This window comes from Deltaproteobacteria bacterium (assembly GCA_016875225.1).
GTDB lineage: Bacteria > Myxococcota_A > UBA9160 > SZUA-336 > SZUA-336 > VGRW01.
In genome coordinates this window covers 1-19,823 of record VGRW01000066.1, presented here as the reverse complement: position 1 = coordinate 19,823, position 19,823 = coordinate 1, and the positions used below count along the sequence as shown (strand labels likewise).

Annotated in this window: 20 protein-coding genes and 1 pseudogene; 8 read left to right on the top strand and 13 right to left on the bottom strand. The window is 71.6% G+C overall.

Features of this window, described 5'->3' with window-relative positions; genetic code table 11:
- The coding region (locus tag FJ108_14150; GenBank protein MBM4337027.1) for a hypothetical protein at positions 1 to 457 on the bottom strand (457 nt) is incomplete at its 3' end.
- A gap of 107 nt (positions 458 to 564) precedes the next feature.
- Here FJ108_14150 and FJ108_14145 point away from each other — a divergent pair.
- Positions 565 to 1,245 carry a DUF3313 domain-containing protein gene (locus FJ108_14145; GenBank protein ID MBM4337026.1) on the top strand — a complete coding sequence of 227 codons (681 nt, stop codon included), beginning with the start codon at positions 565 to 567 and terminating at the stop codon, positions 1,243 to 1,245.
- A 4-nt stretch (positions 1,246 to 1,249) separates the two neighbouring features.
- On the opposite strand, the gene FJ108_14140 is transcribed toward FJ108_14145, so the two are convergent.
- Positions 1,250 to 3,535: an alpha-galactosidase gene (locus FJ108_14140; protein ID MBM4337025.1), complete on the bottom strand. Its 2,286-nt coding sequence runs from the start codon at positions 3,533 to 3,535 to the stop codon at positions 1,250 to 1,252.
- The gene (locus FJ108_14135; GenBank protein ID MBM4337024.1) at positions 3,403 to 4,455 is read right to left on the bottom strand and encodes a phosphotransferase family protein; all 1,053 of its coding nucleotides are present in this window, start codon (positions 4,453 to 4,455) and stop codon (positions 3,403 to 3,405) included. The genes FJ108_14140 and FJ108_14135 overlap by 133 nt, the downstream gene beginning before the upstream one ends.
- Before the next feature lie 48 nt (positions 4,456 to 4,503).
- On the opposite strand from FJ108_14135, the gene FJ108_14130 reads away from it, so the two are divergent.
- Entirely contained in the window at positions 4,504 to 5,556 is a 1,053-nt protein-coding gene (locus FJ108_14130) for a deoxyhypusine synthase (protein ID MBM4337023.1), read from the top strand.
- On the opposite strand, the pseudogene FJ108_14125 reads toward FJ108_14130, so the two are convergent.
- Positions 5,557 to 5,640 (bottom strand): annotated as a pseudogene (locus FJ108_14125) (hypothetical protein).
- Positions 5,641 to 6,022: 382 nt separating this feature from the next.
- Complete coding sequence (locus FJ108_14120; protein ID MBM4337022.1) at positions 6,023 to 6,634, bottom strand: DMT family transporter; 612 nt, start codon at positions 6,632 to 6,634, stop codon at positions 6,023 to 6,025.
- On the opposite strand from FJ108_14120, the gene FJ108_14115 reads away from it, so the two are divergent.
- On the top strand, positions 6,581 to 7,000 hold the full coding sequence (locus tag FJ108_14115; protein ID MBM4337021.1) for a hypothetical protein: 420 nt from the start codon (positions 6,581 to 6,583) through the stop codon (positions 6,998 to 7,000). The genes FJ108_14120 and FJ108_14115 overlap by 54 nt on opposite strands.
- Here the strand turns inward: FJ108_14115 and FJ108_14110 are convergent.
- From FJ108_14110 to FJ108_14085, 6 genes are read right to left on the bottom strand one after another with little or no spacing between them, the layout of a single operon-like run.
- Positions 6,937 to 8,319, bottom strand: coding sequence for a sodium:solute symporter (locus FJ108_14110; GenBank protein ID MBM4337020.1), 1,383 nt, complete (start codon positions 8,317 to 8,319; stop codon positions 6,937 to 6,939). The genes FJ108_14115 and FJ108_14110 overlap by 64 nt on opposite strands.
- Positions 8,316 to 10,619: a hypothetical protein gene (locus FJ108_14105; GenBank protein ID MBM4337019.1), complete on the bottom strand. Its 2,304-nt coding sequence runs from the start codon at positions 10,617 to 10,619 to the stop codon at positions 8,316 to 8,318. Before FJ108_14105 ends, FJ108_14110 begins: the two co-directional genes overlap by 4 nt.
- Complete coding sequence (locus tag FJ108_14100; protein MBM4337018.1) at positions 9,965 to 10,942, bottom strand: ATP-binding cassette domain-containing protein; 978 nt, start codon at positions 10,940 to 10,942, stop codon at positions 9,965 to 9,967. The genes FJ108_14105 and FJ108_14100 overlap by 655 nt, the downstream gene beginning before the upstream one ends.
- Positions 10,943 to 10,948: 6 nt before the next feature.
- On the bottom strand, positions 10,949 to 11,752 hold the full coding sequence (locus FJ108_14095; GenBank protein ID MBM4337017.1) for an ABC transporter permease: 804 nt from the start codon (positions 11,750 to 11,752) through the stop codon (positions 10,949 to 10,951).
- A 2-nt stretch (positions 11,753 to 11,754) separates the two neighbouring features.
- On the bottom strand, positions 11,755 to 12,558 hold the full coding sequence (locus FJ108_14090) for a hypothetical protein (GenBank protein ID MBM4337016.1): 804 nt from the start codon (positions 12,556 to 12,558) through the stop codon (positions 11,755 to 11,757).
- Between the two features lie 33 nt (positions 12,559 to 12,591).
- A complete protein-coding gene (locus FJ108_14085) occupies positions 12,592 to 13,869 on the bottom strand; it encodes an MFS transporter (GenBank protein MBM4337015.1) in 1,278 nt (425 codons plus the stop codon).
- A gap of 76 nt (positions 13,870 to 13,945) precedes the next feature.
- Here FJ108_14085 and FJ108_14080 point away from each other — a divergent pair, with 76 nt between their 5' ends.
- The 5 genes from FJ108_14080 to FJ108_14060 all read left to right on the top strand — a co-directional run bounded on the left by FJ108_14080 (position 13,946) and on the right by FJ108_14060 (position 18,397).
- A complete protein-coding gene (locus FJ108_14080; GenBank protein MBM4337014.1) occupies positions 13,946 to 15,376 on the top strand; it encodes an MFS transporter in 1,431 nt (476 codons plus the stop codon).
- A gap of 22 nt (positions 15,377 to 15,398) precedes the next feature.
- Positions 15,399 to 15,899, top strand: a complete 501-nt coding sequence (locus FJ108_14075) for a periplasmic heavy metal sensor (protein ID MBM4337013.1) — start codon at positions 15,399 to 15,401, stop codon at positions 15,897 to 15,899.
- Positions 15,900 to 15,966: 67 nt separating this feature from the next.
- Positions 15,967 to 16,668, top strand: a complete 702-nt coding sequence (locus FJ108_14070; GenBank protein MBM4337012.1) for a response regulator — start codon at positions 15,967 to 15,969, stop codon at positions 16,666 to 16,668.
- Positions 16,668 to 17,930 carry a HAMP domain-containing histidine kinase gene (locus tag FJ108_14065; GenBank protein ID MBM4337011.1) on the top strand — a complete coding sequence of 421 codons (1,263 nt, stop codon included), beginning with the start codon at positions 16,668 to 16,670 and terminating at the stop codon, positions 17,928 to 17,930. The genes FJ108_14070 and FJ108_14065 overlap by 1 nt, the downstream gene beginning before the upstream one ends.
- A complete protein-coding gene (locus tag FJ108_14060; GenBank protein MBM4337010.1) occupies positions 17,927 to 18,397 on the top strand; it encodes an isoprenylcysteine carboxylmethyltransferase family protein in 471 nt (156 codons plus the stop codon). The genes FJ108_14065 and FJ108_14060 overlap by 4 nt, the downstream gene beginning before the upstream one ends.
- A 7-nt stretch (positions 18,398 to 18,404) precedes the next feature.
- Here the strand turns inward: FJ108_14060 and FJ108_14055 are convergent, their stop codons facing one another.
- A complete protein-coding gene (locus FJ108_14055) occupies positions 18,405 to 19,007 on the bottom strand; it encodes a glutathione S-transferase family protein (GenBank protein ID MBM4337009.1) in 603 nt (200 codons plus the stop codon).
- A 5-nt stretch (positions 19,008 to 19,012) separates the two neighbouring features.
- Complete coding sequence (locus FJ108_14050) at positions 19,013 to 19,672, bottom strand: glutathione S-transferase family protein (protein ID MBM4337008.1); 660 nt, start codon at positions 19,670 to 19,672, stop codon at positions 19,013 to 19,015.
- Between the last annotated feature and the right edge of the window lie 151 nt (positions 19,673 to 19,823).

Sequence of the window (19,823 nt, the reverse complement as noted above, 5' to 3'; positions counted from 1 at the left end):
GGGGGCCGGGGTAGAGCGAGAACCAGCGACGCTTCTCGGTGTCCCACGCGGTGGTGTAGCTCTGCAGCCGTCCGCCGGGAAGCTCCACCAGCATCTGCTGCAGCGGCGCCACGCCGAAGGTGTACGGCGCGGCGAACTCGGCGCGCTTGCCGTCCGCGCCCTCGGCGCGAACCACGTACTTCCCGTCGACGATCGCAAACCCCGGATCCGCGCCCGAGAAATCCCCGAGCACGCTGCTCGCGTCCGCGACTTCCATCGCGCGGTCGTGGTGCGAGCCCGTCCAGGCCGCGGCCTGCTCGGCATGGCACTCGCGGCAGCTCGCGTCCGCGACAAAGCGCGGCGGACCGGCGACCTTCGCTGCGGGCGCCACGACCGGAGCGGCCGATTCGCGCTCCCCGCAGGCGACGAGCGCCGCGCACGCGAACGCGAACAGGAGCCGGGCGCGCCGCGTGCACATCTCCCGCTTCATACCGGTCGCGCCCGTGAGCGTCAACGCGTGCTTGCGCAACCCGGCGCGTTCCGACAAGGTGGAGCCGGTTCGATCGGTCAGATCGAGGAGGAGCCATGAGACTCGCAGCCGTTCTGTTCCTGGGCCTGGCGCTGGTCGCCTGCGGAGTCACGCGCCAGGCGCGCGACGTCCGGCAGTCGGGGTTCCTCGGCGACTACTCGCGGCTCGTTCCCGGTCCGGACGGCGGCGCGCGCAAGCTGTACCAGAACCCGAGCGCGAAGTTCGCGAGCTACGACAAAATCCTGCTCGAGCCGGTCACGATCTGGACCGGCGAGGGCTCGGAGATGAACGACCTGGCCAAGGAGGACCGGCAGCGCGTGGCGAACCGGCTCTTCGAGCTCCTGCACGCGCGGCTCGCGAAGGACTACGCGATCGTGACCGCGCCCGGGCCGGGCGTGCTCCGCGTCGAGGCCGCGATCACCAGCGCCGAGCGCTCGTACCCGATCCTCGACACGGTCTCTTCGATCGTGCCGATCGGGCTCGGGATCTCGACGCTGAAGGCGGTCGCCACCGGCAAGCCCGCCTTCGTGGGCGAGGCGAGCGCGGAGCTGCGCCTCAGCGACGCGGCCAGCGGCGAAGTGCTGGCCGAGGCGGTCGACAGCCGCGTGGGCACGAAGAACCCGACCGGGCTCTTCGACAAGTGGGAGGACGTCGACGCGGCGCTCACCTACTGGTCGGATCGACTCGGCTACAAGCTCTGCGTCGAGCGCGGGGCTACGGGCTGCGTCGCGCCCTGAGCGCTCACCCGATCCTGCGCAGCCAGAGCGTGCGGCTGTAGCCGGGCCCGTAGCGGCCGGTGCCGAGATTCGGGTCGAGGCCGAGCGCCTCGAGCTCGGCGCCGCGCGCGCGCACGTACTCGCGCTCGTCGCGGTCGAACGCGGCGTAGAGGGCGCTGGGGTCCAGGCCGCGAAGCCGCGCGGGCCGCACGAGCTGCGCGATCCGCCGCTCGACCGCGACGGTCGAGACCACCGCCTCGCTCGCGTCGGGCAGCACGTACTCGACGATCGACGTGCCGGCCTCTTCGAGCCGCTGCAAGCGGTGGCAGATGCCGTTCTGCACCGTGTTCCGGATCCGCTTGTAGAAGGCGATCCACTTCGCGTATTCGTCGAGCTCCGCGTCGTCGAGCGCGGACAGGTCCGAGCCGATGCCGAGCGCGCCGCGCATGGCGACGTCGAAGCGGGTCGCTAGCTCGAGCCTGCGCCCGGTCTGATGGTTGCGCTCGTGCGTGACCCAGCAGCACATCGCGCGCGCGGGGTAGGCCAGGCTCGCGCCCTCCTGGATCGCCACGCGCGCGAGCGCGTCGGTGTTGTCGCTGGTCCAGAACTGGTCGGTGCGCGCGAGGATTCCCGCGTCGACGCGGCCGCCGCCGCTCGAGCAGCTCTCGATCGAGAGCCGCGGGAAGCGCCGCCGCAGCCCGTCCATCAGCGCGTAGACGCCCTCGGCGTGGCGGCGCCAGATCGCCTTGCCCGCGACGCTTCCGGGCTCGGTCGCCGAGCGGTTCATGTCCCACTTCAGGAAGTCGACCGCGTTCTCGTCGACGATCCGCGCGAGCGCGTCCGCGAGATGCGCGACGACCTCGGGCCTTCCGAAGTCGAGGATCAGCTGGTGGCGGTGCTCCGTGCGCGGCCGATCCGGGAAGTGAAGCACCCAGTCCGGGTGCTCGCGGTACAGGTCCGAGTCGGGGTTCACCATCTCGGGCTCGACCCAGAGGCCGAACTTCATGCCGAGCCGGTGCACCTCGTCGGCGAGCGGCCGGAGCCCGGTCGGAAACACCTCCGGCGAGACGCGCCAGTCGCCGAGCCCCGCGGTGTCGTTGCGGCGCGCGCCGAACCAGCCGTCGTCGACGCAGAAGAGCTCGACGCCGATCGCGGCGCTCTTCTTCGCGAGCGCGATCTGGCTGGCGAGCGAGAGCGCGAAGTAGCTCGCCTCCCACGAGTTGTAGAGCACGGGACGCACCGGCTCCGGCGGATCGGTTCGCGGCAGCACGCGCTCGCGCAGGAACGCGTGCATGCGCTGGCTCGCGCCCGAGAAGCCGTCGGCGCAGGCGCCGTGCAGCAGCGCCGGCGTGGCGTGCCGCTCGCCGGGCGCGAGCGAGAGCGCGAAGTCGAACGGGCTGTAGCCGCCGTGCACGTGCAGCGCAGCGTTGGGCCGCTGCTCGAAGGCGAGCCGGAAGCTGCCCGACCAGGCGAGCTGGCCGAAGTACACCGTTCCGTGTGACTCGTCCGCGCCGCCTTCGAACGAGAGCAGGTAGAACGGGTGGTGCACGAAGCCCGTGTGAACCGAGCGGCTCTCGAGCAGCGTGGTGCCGACGGGAAGCCGTACCCGCTCGCTCTGGAACTCCGCGGCCCAGCCGCCCGCGGCGTGCAACAGCTCCCAGCGGCCGGCGGGAAGGTGCAGCGTTCCGCTCGAGAGCTGCTCGACCTGAATCGGCCGATCGCCGCGGTTCTCGATCTCGAGCCAGCGCTCGATCACGTCGAGCGTGGCGTCGACGCGCAGGCAGAGCCAGGCCGAGAACGGCTGCACGGGATCGTCGAGCCGGATGCGCAGCGTCTCGCGGCCGTCGGCCAAGCGATCGATCTCGTGCGACGCGTAGCGAAGCCGCACGTCGCGGATCGGGAGCCCGCCGTCCGCGCCGGGGAACGACACCTTCAGCGTCGGCTCGTGCCAGGTGTGGTCGCCGAACGTCACGACCTCGTCGCGGCGCCCCTGGCGATCGACGCCGATGCGCGGGAACGGGTCGTCGGGGAGCGCGCCGCTCGCGATCGGCAACGCGGGGCCGACCGCGCGCGGCCCGCTGCCCAGGCAGACCACGCGCCCGTCGGGGTCCGCGCGAAGCGCGTGGAAGCTGGTCGCGAGCACCAGGTTCCAGGTGCGCGTGCGCGGGTCGAAGTCGATCAAGCGCCGAGTCTTCGCGCGATCGCCCAGGCGATCCGCGCCATCCGCGGCACGACGTCGGCGATCGTCGATGCGTTGTCGCTCGCCGCGGTTCCGTCGCGAACCCGCCCGAGGATTCCCTGGTAGATGCACGCCGCGCGGTACATCTGGTACGCCGCGTACCAGTCGAAGGACTCGATCGACGCGCGCCCGGTGCGCCGGCAGTACGACGCGGCGTACTCGGCGAGCGTGGGCAGCCCGTGACTCGCGAGGTCGAGCTCTGCAAAAGCGCCGCCCTCGTACCAGGGCATGCAGAGATAGGTGAAGTCGCCGATCGGATTTCCCAGCGTCGAGATCTCCCAGTCCAGGATCGCGATCACGCGCGGCTCGGTCGGGTGCAGGATGGTGTTGTCGAGCTTGAAGTCGCCGTGGATCAGCGTGGTCTCGTCGCCGGTCGGGATCGTGCGCGGCAGCCACTCCATGAGCGCGTCCATTTCGGGCACGGGCTCGGTCTGCGACGCCTGGTACTGCTTGGTCCAGCGCGAGAGCTGGCGGGCGAAGTAGTTGCCGGGCCGGCCGAAGTCCTCGAGCCCGAGCGCGCGCCAGTCCACGCGGTGCAGCCGCGCGAGCACGTCGCAGAGCGAGTCGTAGATCGCGAAGCGCTCGGCCGGCGTGCAGCCGGGAAGGTGCGGCTCCCAGAGCACGCGGCCCTCGACGCACTCCATCACGTAGAACCAGGTGCCGATCACCGACTCGTCCGCGCAGAGCGCGTAGGTGCGCGGCACCGGCACGTCCGTGCGCTGCAGCGCGGAGAGCACGCGGTACTCGCGGTCCACCGCGTGCGCTGACGGCAGCAGCTGGCCCGGCGGCTTGCGGCGCACCACGTAGCGCGTGCCGCCGGCCTCGACGCGGTAGGTCGGGTTCGACTGCCCGCCGCGGAACTGGTCCAGCGAGAGCGCGCCGCGGAAGCCCGGCACGTTCGCGCGCATCCAGTCCGCGAGCCGGCCGGCGTCGATCCTGTGCCGCTCCCGGACCGGCTGCGTTCCGGCGAATATTTCCTGTCGGTCGGTCATCGCGTCCCTATCCTACGCTAAGCTTCGCGCGCGAGAGGAGCCCCGCCGATGAAGATCTCCGAGTTCGTTCGCAGCCACTACCGCCACTTCAACGCCGCCGCGCTCGCCGACGCTGCCAACGGCTACACCGCGCACCTCGCGGGCGGCGGGAAGATGCTGGTCGCGATGGCCGGCGCGATGAGCACGGCCGAGCTCGGGCTCTCGCTGGCCGAGATGATCCGCCGCGACAAGGTGCACGCCATCTCGTGCACGGGCGCGAACCTGGAGGAGGACGTCTTCAACCTGGTCGCGCACGACCACTACAAGCGCATCCCGAACTGGCGCAACCTGACGCCCGCCGACGAGAAGGCGCTCGAGCGCGCCGGGCTGAACCGCGTCACCGACACCTGCATCCCCGAGGACAAGGCGTTCCGCGCGATCGAGAAGCACGTGCTCGACCTGTGGGTGCGCGCGGACCAGCAGCGCAAGCGCTACTTCCCGCACGAGATCATGTACCAGCTCCTGCTCGAGGGGCGGATCCGCGACAGCTACCAGATCGACCCCGCGGGCTCCTGGCTGCTGGCCGCGGCGGAGAAGAACCTGCCCATCTTCGTGCCCGGCTGGGAGGATTCGACGCTCGGCAACATCTACGTCGCGCACGTGCTCTCGGGGCAGCTCTCGAATTTCCAGATCGTGAAGAGCGGGCTCGAGACCATGGCGGAGCTCTCGCGCTGGTACGTGCAGACGACGATGGGGAGGACGCTCGAGGAGCTGCCGGCGGTCGAGGCCTCCGACGACCACGACGCCGTGCACATGCGCGCGATCCCGGCCAGCGAGGCGCGCGCGACGGTCGGCTTCTTCCAGATCGGCGGCGGCATCGCCGGAGACTTCCCGATCTGCGTGGTGCCGATGATCCACCAGGACCTGCGCCGGCCCTGCCCGTACTGGGGCTACTTCTGCCAGATCAGTGACTCGACCACGAGCTACGGCTCGTACAGCGGCGCGTTCCCGACCGAGAAGATCACCTGGGGCAAGCTCGACGAGAACACGCCGATGTTCCTGATCGAGTCCGACGCCACGATCGTCGCGCCGCTGATCTTCGCGACGGTGCTCGACTGGTAGTCAGGCCCCGTGGCACTTCTTGAACTTCCTGCCCGAGCCGCACGGGCAGGGGTCGTTGCGCCCGATCTTCGGCGCGCCGCGTACGTAGGTCGTGGCGGGAGCGGGCTCGGGATCCGCGTGCCGGTGCGCCTTGCCCGAGACGAGCGCCTCTTCGAGCTCCGGAAGCAGATCCTCGCAGGCGCGGCGCAGCGAGCCCAGTGCGCGCCCGGCCGAGCGCTCCGCGAAGTCGAGCAGCGCGCGAAGCACCGGAACCACGTGGGCCGCGAGCGGATCGCGCGGCCGGAACTGCTCGAGCACGCCGTGCAGCAGCCAGCCGTGCGCCTCGCTCGCGCCGGGCTTCTCGAGCGGCGTGCCCATCTCTTGGAGCGCCGCGAAGAGCCGGCGCGAGACCTCGTGTCGCTCGGGCTCGGGAACTCCGGCGAGCGCCGCGGCCTCGGCCGACTCGTCGAACTCCCGCGCCCGCTCGCTATTCATCGTCGGCAGTGTACCTCGGCGCGGACGACGCGCCCTGGCCGAGCGCGAACACCAGCACCCCGCAGGTGCTGAGCGCGAAGCCGAACACCTGGCGCAGCGTGACCAGCTCGCCGAGCAGGAACCACGACACCACGAGCGACAGCAGCGGCCCCGACGGCACCACGATCGCGGTCGTGCGCGCCAGGTCCAGCCGCTTGATCGACGCGTACCACGCGAGCGTGCCGAAGTAGGAGAGCAGCGCGCCCTGCACCGCGATCACCGGAAGAAGCGCCGCGAGCTCGGCGGCCGGTGGCAGCGACCCGACGCCGTCGAAGACGAGCCAGACCGGAAGCAGGACCAGCGTGCCGTAGACGTAGCGCGCGGCCGAGAGCAGCCGCGGGTTCACGCCCTGCAGGCCGCGAAGCGCGATCCAGTGCGAGCTCTGCCAGGCGATCGGCGTCGCGAGCAGAAGCGCCACGCCGAGCGACCCCGAGAGCGGGCGCGCGCCGAGCACGAGCGCGATTCCGGCCAGGATCGCGCCGACCGCGAGCACGCGGCGGAGCTGGAAGGCGTGGCCGAGGAAGAGCCGCGCGCCGATCAGCGCGTAGACCGGCTCGGTCTGCACGCAGATCGCGGTGTCGATGGCGCTTGCGCGTTTGGCGCCCTCGAAGAAGAGAAAGAAGGCGAGCGCGGTGCCGAGCGCGCCGACCGCGATCAGAATCGGAGCCTTGCCGCGCTCGAAGAGCGTCGCGAGCTCGCCGCGCCAGACGAGAAGCGCGACCGCGCAGATCGCGGCGAAGGCGCTCGTGCCGAGCGCGATCGCGAGGCCGCCGAGTGCCGCCGTGGTGAGCTTGGCCACGCCCGGCACGAACGCGCCGTTGGCCACGCAGTACGCGGCGAAGAGCAGGCCCGCGCGCTCGGTGCCTTTCACGAGGCGGTCTCCGGCGCCGTCTCCGGCGCCGCATTCTCGAACGCGGCCACGGCGAGGTAGCTCACCAGCGCCGCCGCGAGCGACGCGAGGTACGGCGCCTCCACGAGCTCGCCCCACTCCGCGACCGACCAGGCCGCCGCGCCGACCAGAAGCGCGGCCGCGGCGCTGCGCGCGCCGCCGATGCGCGAGAACAGCCCGAAGCTGGCCGAGACCAGCACGCCCGAGCTCGCGAACGCGGCCGCGGTCTCGATCAGCGCGTAGACGCCCTCCGCGTGCAGTGCGAGCAGGTACGAGACGATCCCGAAGACCACGACGCAGACGCGCGCGAGCCGGAGCTTGCTGCGGTCCTCCATCTCCGGGCGCAGCGGAACGATCAGGTTGTGCGAGACGAGCGAGGCCGCGGCGAGCAGCGCGCTGTCGACGGTGGAGAGGATCGCCGAGATCAGCGAGCCCGCGAAGATCGCGTAGAACCAGAGCGGGAAGTGCTGGAGCGCCATTCGCGGCAGGATCTGCTCCGGGTCCTCGAGTCCCGGCAGGATCCGCGCGCCGACCAGCGCGAGCCCGACGGGAATGATCCCGACCGCGACGTACAGGCCGCTTGCGGCGAACGCGCCGCCGCGCGCGAGCTCGGGCGAGCGAGCGGCGAGCACGCGCGCGACCATTTCCTGCGCGAGCACGGATCCGCAGACCGGAATCGCCCACGACTCCGCGCGCGCGAGCCAGCTCGTCTCGACCGGCGCGAACGAGCGGCTCGTTTCGGCGAGTCCGGCCAGGCTCGCGTCGCCGAGCACGAAGACCGCGACCGCGAGCGCGATCAGGCCCACGGTGAGCACCGCGCCCTGGATCAGGTCGGTGACCGCGTCGGCGAGCAGGCCGCCCGCGGCGGTGTAGAGGATCACGACGCCGGCCGAGAGCGCGATCGCAAGCTCGAGCTCCAGCCCCGACGAGATCGAGACCACCTGTCCGAAGGCGCGGATCTGCGCGGCCGCCCAGAGCACGGACGTCGGCGCCATCAGCAGCACCGCGAGCTTCTCCACCCGCGCGCCGAAGCGCCACGCGAACAGGTCGCCGAGCGTGGTGAGCTTGCGCCGCCAGAGCGGGGCTGCGAACACCGCGCCGATCAGGAACAGGCAGGCCGCGTAGCCGAACGGATCCGCGCGCGCGCCCGAGAGGCCCTCCGCGTAGACCGCGCCCGCGGCGCCGATGCAGCTCTCCGCGCCGAACCAGGTCGCGAACATCGAGAACACCACCAGCGCCGGGCCGAGCTTGCGCCCCGCGACCAGGTAGTCCGACTCGCTCGCGACCTTGCGCGAGACCGCGAGCCCCACCACGAGCTGCAGCCCCACGTAGCCGAAGAGCCCGATCAGAAGCCAGTTCAAGTCGCGCTCTCCGTTCCCGCGAGGACTCCGTGCACGAGCAACGCCTGCGCCGCCCGCGCGCCGTCGATCGCGGCGCTCATGATGCCACCCGCGAAGCCCGCGCCCTCGCCGACGGGGAGCAGGTTCGCGAAGCCCTGCGCGCGGAACGTCTCGCGGTCGCGCGGCATGCGGATCGGCCCGGAGCTGCGCGACTCGAGTCCGACCAGAAGCCCCTCGGGGCCGGCGAAGCCGGGGATCGAGCGCTCGAAATCCGAAAGCGCGTGCCGGATCGCGTCGCGAACGCGCTCCGGAAGGAGCGCGTCGATCCGCCCCGGCGCGGTGCCGAAGCGGTAGCTCGAGCGGCCGGGCTCGCCGGTGGTCCGCCCCGCGACGAAGTCCGGCGCGGACTGAGCCGGCGCGGTGTAGTCGCCGCCGCCGGCGGCGAAGAAGCTCCGCTCCAGCTGCTCCTGCAGCGCGACCCCGTCGAATGCGCCGGGCCCGAACTCGCGCGGACCCAGCGTCGTCACGACCGCGGCGTTCGCGAACGGCGAGGAGTGTCTCGAGTTGCTCATGCCGTTGGTGCAGAGCAGACCCGCGGCCGAGACACTCGCCACCACTACGCCGCCCGGGCACATGCAGAAGCTGTGCGCGCCGGGCGCGCCGTCGCCCGGCTTGCAGGTGAGGCCGTAGTAGGCCGGGCCGAGCAGCTCGGCCTCCGGCCCCTCGCCGTGGCGCCCGCGGTCGATCAGCGTCTGCGGGTGCTCGATCCGCACGCCGAGCTGGAACGGCTTCGCCTCGAAGACGACGCCCTGCGCGGCGAGGCTTTGCCAGGTGTCGCGCGCGCTGTGGCCGGGCGCGAGGATCACGGCCGCGGTGTCGAGCGCGCCGCGATTCGTCTCGAGCGCGCGCACCCGGCCGGGATCCGTCGCGTCGAGCCCGAGCCGTTCGACACGCGTCCGCCAGTGGAAGCGCACGCCTGCGGCCTCGAGCCGCGCGCGAAGCAGCGGCAGGATCCGGTGCAGGCGGTCGGTGCCCACGTGCGCGCGCGCGTCGTAGCGGATCTCTTCCGGCGCGCCGCAGGCGACGAGCTCGTCCAGGATCGGCACCTCGAGCGGGTGATCCACGCGCGTGTAGAGCTTCCCGTCCGAGTAGGTGCCGGCGCCTCCCTCGCCGAAGAGCAGGTTGCTCTCCGGGTCGGGCACGCGCGTGCGGTGGAAGAGGTTGAGATCGAGCCCGCGCTCGCGGATCGGCGCGCCGCGATCGAGCAGATCGACCGCGACACCGTTTCGCGACAGGACCAGCGCGGCGAAGAGCCCCGCGGGCCCGGCGCCGATCACCGCCACGCGCTTGCGCGCGAGCGACGCGTGCACGCGCTCGACCTCGAGCCGGCCGACTTCGGGCGCGCGCGCAGCGCGGCCGCTTCGCAGCGCGCGCTCGAGCCCGGCGAGCTTCGCGCCCGCGTCCAGGATCAGATCGGCCTGCACCGCGAAGCGCAGCCGCCTAGATCGGCCGATCCGCCGCGCGTCCAGGCTGAGCCGCGCGATCCGGAAACCGCGCAGATCGTCGCGCGAGACGCCGGCCGCCTCGCACGCGCGCTCGCGCGCCAGCTCGAGCGGCTCGCCGATCGCGAGCTCCAGCCCGTGCACGCGGAACGTCTCGGTCGCGCTCACGGCCGCCCGCGCCGGTAGAGCTCGGCCACGATCCGCTCGATCGGCGGCTCCTCGAGCGAGAGGTCCGCGATCGAGGCTTTCTCGCCGAGCCAGCCGATCAGCGCGGCCGCGCCGATCCGGTCGCGGCGGAAACGCAGCACCAGCCGCGCCGGGCCGCGCTCCTCGACCTCGACCCCTTCGGGAAGCGCGTCCGGCGCCGCGTTCTCGAAGTCGACCACCAGGCGGCGCTCGCTTCCGAACTCGCGGCGGATCGCGTCGACCGCGCCGTCGTACACCACGCGGCCGCGGTCGATCAGGATCATTCGCGGGCAGAGCCGCTCGATGTCGGAGAGATCGTGCGTGGTGAGCAGGATGGTCGTGCCGCGCTCGGAGTTCTCGGTCGCCAGGAACTCGCGGATCGCCTCCTTCGCCAGCACGTCGAGGCCGATCGTCGGCTCGTCCAGGAACATGAGCTTTGGCGCGTGCAGCAGCGCCGCCGCGAGCTCGCAGCGCATGCGCTGGCCCAGCGAGAGCTTTCGCACCGGCACGTCGAGAAGCGGGCCGAGCTCGAGCAGCCGCTCGAGCCGGGCGAGCTGCTCCGCGAACTCGCGCTCCGGCACCCGGTACACGTGACGCAGGAGAGTGTAGGACTCGATCACCGGCAGGTCCCACCAGAGCTGCGTGCGCTGGCCGAAGACCACGCCGATCTGCGCGGTGTGGCGCAGGCGATCGCGGCGCGGCACCAGACCGCCGACGCGGATCTCGCCGCCCGAGGGCTCGAGCACGCCGGTGAGCATCTTGATCGTGGTCGACTTCCCGGCGCCGTTCGGCCCGATGAAGCCCACGAACTCGCCGGCCCGGATCGAGAACGAGACCCCGTCCACCGCGCGCACCAGGTCGTGGCCGGTCTCGACCAGATTGCGAAGCGAGCCGAGAAAGCCGCGGTGGTGGCGCGACACGCGGAACGTCTTCTCGAGCTTCTCCACTTCGATCAAGGCGTGCTAGCTCCCGGTCGACTCGTAGCGGCGCAGCCCGCGCGCGAACGCGGCCATCCCCAGCGCGAGCACGGCCGCGCAGACCAGCGGCGAGAGCCAGGGCACGAAGCCCGGCACGCCGGCGGCCTCGGTGCGGTCGAGCGCCGCCAGCGCCGGGAAGTAGTTCACGAACGCGAGCGGCACGCCATAGGTCAGCACGCGCCGGAACCATTTCGCGTAGATCGAGACCGGGTAGGTCATCGCCGCGGCCCCTCCATAGGTCAGGACGTTCTGGAGCTCCTGCGCCTGACCGAGCGTCCAGAACTGCAACGCCGCACCCGCCATCACGATTCCCGCGAAGCAGAGCGTGCCCCCGGCGACGCCGAGCGCAACCCAGCCGAGCGCGCGGGCGTCGAGCCCCAGAGCGAAGCACGCGATCGCGAGCACGAGCAGGCCCTGCGCGATGCGCGAGAGCTTGCGCGCGTCGAAGTCGCGCGTGGCCACCTGCAGGATCACCGAGCGCGGCCGCAGCAGGATCCGGTCCAGATCGCCCTGGATCAGGTAGACCGAGAAGTTCTCGAAGCCGCGCAGGACCGTCTCGACGCTCGCCCAAGACGTCTCGACCATCCCGTACAGAAGCGCCAGCTCCGCGAAGCTCCAGCCGTCCAGGCTCCCGAAGAAGCGCGACAGGATCCAGACCGGCGCCAGGTCGCTCACCATCACGCCGAACATCACCGCGCTCTGGATCGCGAACGACGCGCGGTACTGCATCTGCGAGCGGATCTGCGCGCCGGCGAGTCGGGCCCAGAGCGAGAGAGCGTCTGCGAGCATCGCTAGCCGCCCTGCGTCGCGAGCCGGCGCAGCCCGCGTGACTCGATCGCCAGTGACAGCGCCGACAGCGCGCCGAGCCAGACCAGCTGGTGCGCCAGGCCGAAGACGAGCGCATGACCGGAGAGCTTTCCGCTGAGGAGCGCGACCGGCGTGTACAGCGTGGCGCGGAACGGCAGGGCGTCCGCGATCGCGCGCAGCCAGTCGGGGTAGAAGTCGAGCGGAACGACCATCCCGCCGAGGACCGTGTTTACGAACACGAGCGCCGAGAGCTCGCCGCTCGCGGTGTTTCTGAAGTACGCCGAGGCGCACGCGACGTACCAGAGGCCGGCCGAGACCCCTACCGCGAGAACGACCGAGAGCGGGAAGAGCAGCGTCTCGAGCCGGAGCGGAGGCACGACCCCGAAGAGCACGACCCCGGTCAGATACACCGGCGGAAAGCGCGCGATCAGATAGTAGAGCGCCGTGCCGTAGCGCTCCGCGACGTCGCGGTAGTAGAGAGTCACCGGGCGCGCGAGATCCGTGACCACCTCGCCGGTGCGAATCCGCTCGGCGAGGTTGTAGCGGACGTCGGTGAAGATCCCGACCACCATCAGCAGCGCCTCGGAGGCCGTGAAGTACAGCACCGCCTCGCGCGGCGACCAGCCCAGCGCGCCGGGTCGCGCGCGGAAGAACGCCAGCAGCACCTGCGCGTGCACGAGCAGGAAGAAGACGTTCACCGCGACGCCGGTCCAGTTCGCCAGCCGATAGGCGGCGCGGCGCTGGAAGGCCAGGCGCGCGAACTGGAGGTAGGGACGCACCGAACCCACGGGCCGTCCGTGTAGCGAAGGGGTCCGGACTTGTCAGGCGTCCTTCGCCCGCAGGTCTTCGGCCAGCGTGCGCGCGGCGAGCATGTAGTGCAGGCTCGACCAGAGCGCGCCGACCACGACCGTGCCGAGAAGCGCGTAGCGCACCGAGTCGATGCCGTAGCTCGGCTTCAATGCGTCCGAGAGCACGCCGACGAAGAACGGGCCCAGGCCGAGCCCGATCAGGTTGATGATGAAGAGCAGGATCGCGGACGCGAGCGCGCGCATCTGCGGGCGGACCAGGGTCTGGGTCATGGCGAAGGTCGGACCCAGGTAGATCGGCCCGAGCAGCGAGCCGGGAATCGAGAGCAGAAGCGCGGTGCGCCCGTCGGGCCAGAGGTAGAACAGCAGCGAGAACGGCACCGCGAGGACCGAGGCGATCGCCGGCACGCGCATGTACCAGCGCACCTCGAGCGATGCGAGCCGGTCCGAGACCGCGCCGCCGAGATACGTGCCGAGCACGCCCGTGGTGAGTCCGATCGCGGCGAGCCAGGTGCCGAGCTCGCCGAGCGCGAGCCCGTGCACGCGCATCAGGAACACCGGGACGAACGCGCCCGCGCCGTAGCCGTAGAAGGCGTGCAGGGCGGCGCCGATCGACATGTGCACGAACGCGCGCCGGCGCAGCATGAACGAGAACACCTCCCGCACGCTCTCGCGGCCGTGCACGACCGCGCGCTTCGGCTCGCGAAGCGTCAGGCGCACCACCGCCGCGAGCAGCACGCCCGGCAGGCCCACCGCGAGGAACGCGATGCGCCAGCCGTAGAGCTCGCCCAGCCAGCCGCCGAGCAGGCTGCCGAGCGCTCCGCCGATCGGAATGCCGAGCGAGTAGATCGCAAGCGCGGTCGCGCGCCGCTCGATCGGGAACAGATCCGAGATCAGCGAGTGCGCGGGGGGGCTGCAGCCGGCCTCGCCCACGCCGACACCGATTCGCGCCAGCGCGAGCTGGCCGAGGCTGCCGGCGAGAGAGGTGAGCGCGGTCATGCCGCTCCAGATCAGGAGCGCGAGCGCGATGATCGAGCGGCGCACGCCCACGTCGGCCCAGCGCGCGATCGGGATCCCGGCGAACGTGTAGAAGAGCGCGAACGCCGGCCCGGTGAGCAGGCCGAGCTGAGAGTCCGAGAACTGCAGCTCGTCCGCGATCGGCTTGGCCAGGATGGTCAGGATCTGCCGATCGATGAAGTTCAGCACGTAGACCACGACCAGCAGCCCGAGCGCGTACGCGCGATACCCGCTGCTGACCGGTGCGTCCGGCCGATCTGGAACGACTCCACTCACGGTCCGGACTCCCTCGAGCGCGAGCCTAGGCGGAAGAGCACGCGCGTGGCAAGCGAAGGCCTGATAGGCTCGACCCGTGGCAGCCCCCGCGCCCGCACCGGAGTCGAGGCCCGCACCCGCACCCGCGCTCGAGATCGACCGAGTGACGCCCTATCTCGGCTTCCTGTTCGTGCTGCTCTCGACCGCGACGCTCTTCGACGGCTTCGACGCGGCCATGATCGGCTTCGCGGCGCCGGACGTGCGCGCCTCGCTCGGCATCGACCTGGCGCAGTGGGGCCTGATCAACGGGATCACGCGGATGGGCGTGATGGCCTCGTTCGTGTTCCTGTTCTTCGCCGACAGCGTCGGACGCCGCCGCGTGATGATGCTGACGGTGATCGGCTTCACGCTCGCCAACGGCGCTACGGCGCTGGTCACCGACAAGATCCAGTTCACGGCGCTGCAGCTCGTGGCGCGGCTCTTCCTCACCGCGGAGTACTCGCTCGCGATCATCATGATCGGCGAGGAGTTCCCGGCGCGGCTTCGCGGCCGCGCGATCGCGTTCCTGACCAGCCTGGCCACCGTCGGCGTCATGCTGATGGCGAAGATCCAGCCGTACGTCCTGGTTCCCGAGGGCGCGCCGGGAAATCCGCTGCGCGACCTGGGCCAGGGCCTGGTCTCGACCGCGCAGTCGGCGCTCGGGCTCGAGATCGACTTCGCCAGCTGGCGCGCGCTCTACGCGCTCGGACTGCTGCCGCTGCTGCTCGTGCTGGTGCTGCGGGTCGCGATGCGCGAGACGCGCCGCTTCGACGCCGAGCGCGAGCGCAAGGCGGCCGCACCCAGGCGCAGCTTCGGCGATCTCCTGCGCGAGGCCGGCCTGCCCTGGCGATCGCAGTACCGCCGCCGCTCGGCGATCGTCGCGCTGCTCTGGAACTCGGTCTTCATCGTCACCGGTCCGTCGACGGTCTTCTGGGTGATCTACGCGCGCGAGCAGCTCGGGCTCACGACTCACCAGGTCGGCGACATCATCTTCTGGGGCTACGGCGGCGGCGTCGCGGGTCACTTCGTCGCCGGCTGGCTGATCGACCGGATCGGGCGCAAGTACACCTGTGCGGGCTTCTACGTCCTCGCCGCGATCTCGATCTACCTGCTGTATCACGTGCCGTCGGTCGCGGGTCAGTACCTGTGGATGGTGATGACGGTGTTCTGCTTCGCGGCGGCGAACACCTCCACGCACGTCTACGCCTCGGAGCTGTTTCCGACCGAGATCCGCGCCACGGGCTACGGCTGGACCACGAATCTCGCGGGCCGGGTCACGGAGGTGCTGACGCCGATCTTCATCGGCCTTCTGATCGCGCCGCTCGGAATTCCGGGCGCGATCGCGGTCGTGGCCGCGGGGCCGATCGTCGGGGCGCTGCTGGTGCTGCGCTATGCCCCCGAGACCCGCGGCCTGACGCTGGAGCAGATCGCGAGCCAGCTTCACGAATCTTTACCTGCGGGACGAAAGCCGGAAAGAGCGGACACCTAGTCTCCGGGCAAAGGAGACCGTGATGACCGATTCCCCGACCCGTAGATCGCTCTGGAGGGAGATCCTGGCTGGCGCGCTGCTCTGCGCGCTCGTGCTCGGCGTCGCGCTGGCGGCAGCGCCGCCCGACGCGTTCGCCGGACACGGACGACACGACTGGGGCGGCGACCCCGAGCGCGCGCAGAAGCACGCGAGGTTCATGACCGGCTTCGTGCTCGACGAGGTCGACGCCACGCCCGAGCAGACCGAGCAGGTGACGGCGATCGTGCTCGCCTTCGTGCAGGAGGCGCAGGCGCTTCGCGAGCTGCACCAGGAGCGGCGCGAGCTGCTTCTGGCCGAGCTCTCCCGCCCGGAGATCTCGCGCGAGTCGATCCAGGCGCTTCGCGCCCAGGAGCTCGCCTCGATCGACGCGCTCTCGCAGAAACTCGCGGACGCGGTCGTCGACGCGGCCTCGATTCTCACCCCGGAGCAGCGTGCCCGGCTGGTCGAGTACGCGGAAGAGATGCACGGGCGCCACGGTCACTAGGACGCCCATCCTCGGCTAGAGTGGGCCGTGCGCGCGCGAGCGCGCGCGGCCCCGAGCCGGGAGGCGCATGGCTCCGCGAGTCCTCATGATCGACGACGACACTCAGCTCTCCGAGATGGTCGCGCAGTATCTCGGCGCGCGAGGTCTCGAGGTCGTGACCGCGCCGGATGCCGCGAGCGGCCTGGCCGAGCTCGCCCGCGATCGCTTCGACGCGCTGGTGCTCGACCTGATGCTCCCGGACCAGGACGGCTTCGACGTCTGCCGCGCCGTGCGCGCGGCAAGCGAGCTGCCGATCCTGATGCTCACCGCGCGCGGCGACGAGGACGACCGGATCGTCGGCCTCGAGCTCGGCGCGGACGACTACCTGCCCAAGCCGTTCAACCCGCGCGAGCTGCTCGCGCGGCTTCGCGCCATCCTGCGCCGGCAGCGAGCCCCGACCTCCGGCTCGGCCGCGCCGCTTCGCTTCGGCCGGCTCGAGATCGACCGCGACGCGCGAGCGGTGCGTGTGGCGGGCGAGGAGAAGCCGCTCACCAGTCACCAGTTCGCGATCCTGCTCGCGCTGGCCGAGCACCCCGGACGCGTGCTCTCGCGCGAAGCGCTCATGAGTCTGGTGCGCGGCGAGGCGCTCGAGGCCTTCGACCGCAGCATCGACGTGCACGTCTCGCGGATCCGTGCCGCGATCGAAGACGACCCGCGCCGGCCGCGCCGCATCCTCACGATTCGCGGCGCCGGCTACGTCTTCGCGCGCCGCCAGGACGAGGAGGGGTGATGCGCCGCCTCTACCTGCAGGTCTACGGGATGGTGGTCGCGATCCTGGTCGTCTTCACGCTGCTGATCGGGCTGGCGTGGAGCGTGATCGGACCGTCGCACGACGAGGGGCGACGCCTGTTCCAGGGCGTGGCGGCGGTGCTGGCGCGCGCGCTGCCCGCACCCGACGCGCCGCCCGCCGACGCGCAAGCAGCGCTCGAGCTTCTCGCGCGCGATCTCGACGCCGACATCACGCTTCGCGACGCGAACGGACGACCGATCGCCCACGTCGGCGAGCTGCTTCCCGCGCCGGATCCGAGCGAGCTCGAGCGGGGCACCATGCACCGGCAGCGCAAGACATCGTTCGCGCTGCGGCTGCCCGATGGGCGCACGATCGCCGCTTTCCGCCCGCACGAGCACGCAGGCTGGGTGGTGGGAGTCTCCGCGCTCGCCGCCGCGATCGCGCTCGGCGCGTACCCGATCACGCGCCGGATCACGCGCCGGCTCGAGCGGCTTCGCGCCCAGGTCGAGGCGCTGGGCGCCGGCGACCTGGCCGCGCGCGTCGAGGTCCGCGGCGCGGACGAGATCGCCGACCTCGCGCGCAGCTTCAACCGCGCCGCCGAGCGGATCGAGAAGCTCGTGGCCGCGCAGCGCGCGACGCTCGCGTCGGCTTCGCACGAGCTGCGCTCGCCGCTCGCGCGAATCCGCGTCGCGATCGAGCTGCTCGGCGGGGACGAGGGCGCGGAGCTTCGCGCCCGCGTCGCGCGCGACATCGCCGAGCTCGACGACCTGATCGGCGAGCTCCTGCTCGCGAGCCGACTCGAGGCGCTCGTGCCCGGTCAGGCGCTCGAGCGAAGGGAGCCGATCGACCTGCTCGGTCTGGCCGCCGAGGAGGCTTCGCACGGCGGCGGCGCGGTCGCCGGTGAAGCGGTGACGCTGGTCGGCGACCGCGCGCTCCTGCGCCGGCTCGTGCGCAACCTGCTCGAGAACGCGCGAAGGCACGCGGGCGGAGCCGAGGTCGAGCTCGAGGTCGCCAAGCTCGGCCCCGGCCGCGCGCGGATCCGCGTCTCGGATCGCGGCCCCGGCGTTCCCGAGAGCGAGCGCGAGCGGATCTTCGAGCCGTTCCACCGCCGCGCGGGCGCCGCGGAGACGCGCGACGGCGGCTTCGGTCTGGGTCTCGCGCTCGTGCGCCAGATCGCGCGCCACCACGGCGGCGAGGCGCGCTGCCGGCCCCGCGAGGGCGGCGGAACCGTGTTCGAAGTGGATCTAGGAGGTGTCACATGACGGTGTCGCTGCCCGACCATGCCAACGTGATCGCGCCGCCGCCGCTGCTTTTCCTGGGCGCGCTGCTGGCCGGATTCGCGCTGGAGATCGTCTGGCCGACGAGCTTCGTCTCGGGCCTTGCGCGGATCGCGCTCGGCAGCGCGCTGCTCGCGGCGGGAACCGCCGTCATGCGCTCGGGGTTCAGCGCCCAGCGGCGCGCGGGCACGACCATTCCGACGCACCTGCCGACCGACGCGATCGCGAGCGACGGCGCCTACGCCTGGTCGCGAAACCCGCTCTATCTGGGACTGATGCTGCTCTACTCCGGAGCGGCGGTGTTCGGCGACAGCCTCTGGGTGCTCGGCCTGCTGCTGCCGCTCTTCGCGGTGCTGCGCGTCGGCGTGGTCCGCCGCGAAGAGGCCTACCTGGAGCGCAAGTTCGGCGACGCGTACCGCGTATACCGCGCCCGCGTGCGCCGCTGGATCTGAGCGGCGCTCAGGCCTTCGTGATCGGCACGTGGCCGGGCTGCGCGCGAAGGCGCTCGAGCCACGCGCGCAGCGACGGAAAGCCCGCGAGGTCGTAGCCGCCCTCGTGCGCCACGTGCGTGTAGGCGTAGAGCGCGATGTCGGCGATCGAATAGCGGCTGGCGACGAAGAAGTCGCGCTCGCGCAGGTGGCTCTCCATCACGGCGAGCGCCGCGTAGCCGCGTTCCATCCGCTCGGCGAGCTGGTCGCGCTTCGCGTCGATCATTCCCGCGTGGTGCCAGAAGCGCACGGTCGCGATGTAGGGCTCGTGGCTGTACTGCTCGAAGAACATCCACTGCAGGACCTGCGCGCGCTCGAGCCGGCCTTCGGGCAGGAAGTCGGTTCCCTCGGCCAGGTAGAACGCGATCGCGTTCGACTCCCAGAGGTAGGTGCCGTCCTCGAGCTCGAGGCAGGGAATCCGGCCGTTGGGATTGCGGCGCAGGAACTCCGCCGTGCGCGTCTCGCCCTTCAGGATGTCGAGCTCGACGCGTTCGAACGCGACACCGAGCTGCGTGAGCAGCAGCCGCACCTTGTAGCCGTTTCCGGACTCGAGATAGTCGTATAGGCGGAGCACCGGACTCAGCGCCCCTTCTCGGAGCTCTCTTCGACCTCGAGCTCCGCGGCGGACGCGGCCGCCCACTCGGCCATCGCCGGCAGGCGGCGCAGCGATTCGACGTACGCGGCCTCGGCCGGGCCGAGCGCGACGCCGTAGGTCGCGAAGCGGAAGGCGACCGGCGCGTACATCGCGTCGGCGATCGAGAAGTCGCCGAACAGGAACGGCCCGTGCGAAGCGGACCGCGCGCGGCAGTCGCGCCAGATCTCGCGCACGCGCGCGAGGTCGCGCTCGAGATCGGGCGTGGACGGCACGCGCCGCCCGGACGCGCGCACGTTCATCGGCATCTGCGCGCGGAGCGCCGGGAAGCCCGAGTGCATCTCCGCCGAGATCGAGCGCGCGAGCGCCCGCTCCGCGGCCGCGCGCGGCCAGGCGCGGATCTCGGGAAACGTCTCGGCCAGGTACTCGCAGATCGCGAGCGAGTCCCAGACCGTGAGCGCGCCGTGGCGGAGCGCCGGCACCTTCCCCGCGGGCGAGTACGCGCGCACGCGCTCGGCGAAGTCGCTCGACCCGAACGCGACGCGAACCTCCTCGAACTCGAGTCCGGTCTGCGCGAGCAGCAGCCAGGGCCGAAGCGACCACGAGGAGTAGTTCTTGTTCCCGATCAGGAGCGAGAGCGCGGGCATGTGGGTCCTTCAGCTCGCAAGCAGGCGCTCGGGCGTGAGCACCCAGGTTTGCATGTTCTCGCGCGCGAGCGTCGCGCCGGGCTCGAGGCCCGAGACAAGGTCGCCGAGCTCGGCGTGCGTGGTGGCGGAGATCAGCACTCCGCCGACGGGC